Annotated in this window: 1 protein-coding gene and 1 pseudogene; both read left to right on the plus strand. The window is 56.7% G+C overall.

All coding sequences use genetic code 11. The annotated features are described in order from the left end of the window. On the plus strand, positions 1-373 hold a 373-nt coding region (locus B2W52_RS14935; RefSeq protein ID WP_349677074.1), incomplete at its 5' end, for a DALR domain-containing protein. A gap of 150 nt (positions 374-523) precedes the next feature. After that, a pseudogene (locus B2W52_RS14940) lies at positions 524-1,254 on the plus strand (malate synthase G); the annotation flags it as partial.

A 1,254-nucleotide genomic window follows, 5' to 3' on the forward strand; every position in this document is an offset into this window, starting at 1 on the left:
CGACGAGCGGTTTGCCGAGGCGATGGACGATGACTTCAACACCGCGGGTGCAATTGCCGTCCTGCACGCTGTTGCCAACGAAATCAATCAGCATCGTCGCGATGGTCGTGAAGACGATGCCAAGCAAAGTGCGGCGATTCTGGTAAGGCTTGGTGGTGTTCTGGGGCTGCTGCAGCAGGATCCCGAGGCGTTCTTCCAGGCAGACACGGGTGGTGAGCTTAGCGCCGAAGACATTGAAGCAATGATCCAGGCCAGGGCTGATGCCCGCAAGGCAAAGAATTTTGCCGAGGCCGACCGGATCCGCGACGAGCTCCTCGAGAAAGGTATTATTCTGGACGATTCCCGAGAGGGGACGACCTGGCGTAAAGCCTGAATTTCCGGGAGCTGCCGGTTGGTCAGACCAGTTTTGCGCCTGCAGGAATGATCTTGTAAGGATTTTCCCTTACAATGCGGCGCTCAAATTAGAATGCCCCCTCAAGATGAAGGGGGAGTCGGGAAACGTAACCCACTGAGGCAGACAACGATGACAGAACGCGTACAAGTCGGCGGCATTCAGGTCGCAAAGAATCTGTATGATTTCGTGAACAACGAAGCGATCCCGGGCACCGGAATCGATGCCGATAAATTCTGGGCAGAATTTGACAAGATCGTGAACGAGCTGGCGCCACGCAACCGTGAATTGCTGGCCAAGCGTGATGCTATCCAGGAAAAAATGGACAGCTGGAACCGGGATCACAAGGGCCAGAAGCTCGACATGGGCGAATACAAGTCTTTCCTGAAAGACATCGGTTACCTGGTTGACGAGCCTTCCGAGTTCAAGATCTCCACCTCCAATGTCGACCCGGAAGTGGCAACCATGGCCGGCCCTCAGCTGGTGGTGCCGATCATGAACGCCCGTTTTGCTCTGAACGCTGCGAACGCGCGTTGGGGTAGCCTGTACGATGCGCTGTACGGTACCGACGCGATTTCCGAGGAAGACGGCGCTGAAAAAGGCCGTGGCTACAATCCGGTTCGCGGTGCCAAAGTTATCGAGTGGGCCCGCAACCTGCTCGACAGCTCGGCACCGCTGGCCTCTGGCAGTCACAAAGATGCTGCCAAGTATGTAGTTGAAGGTGGCAAACTGGTCGTCAAGCTGCAGAACGGTGAGTCCACGGGCCTGAAAGACGAAGCCGGCTTTGTTGGCTACACCGGTGCTGCTGATGCGCCCACCGGCGTGCTGCTGGTCAAGAACGGCATGCACTTCGAGATCCAGAT

Source organism: Marinobacter sp. UBA2498, assembly GCF_002341575.1.
GTDB classification, from domain to species: Bacteria; Pseudomonadota; Gammaproteobacteria; order Pseudomonadales; family Oleiphilaceae; genus Marinobacter; species Marinobacter manganoxydans.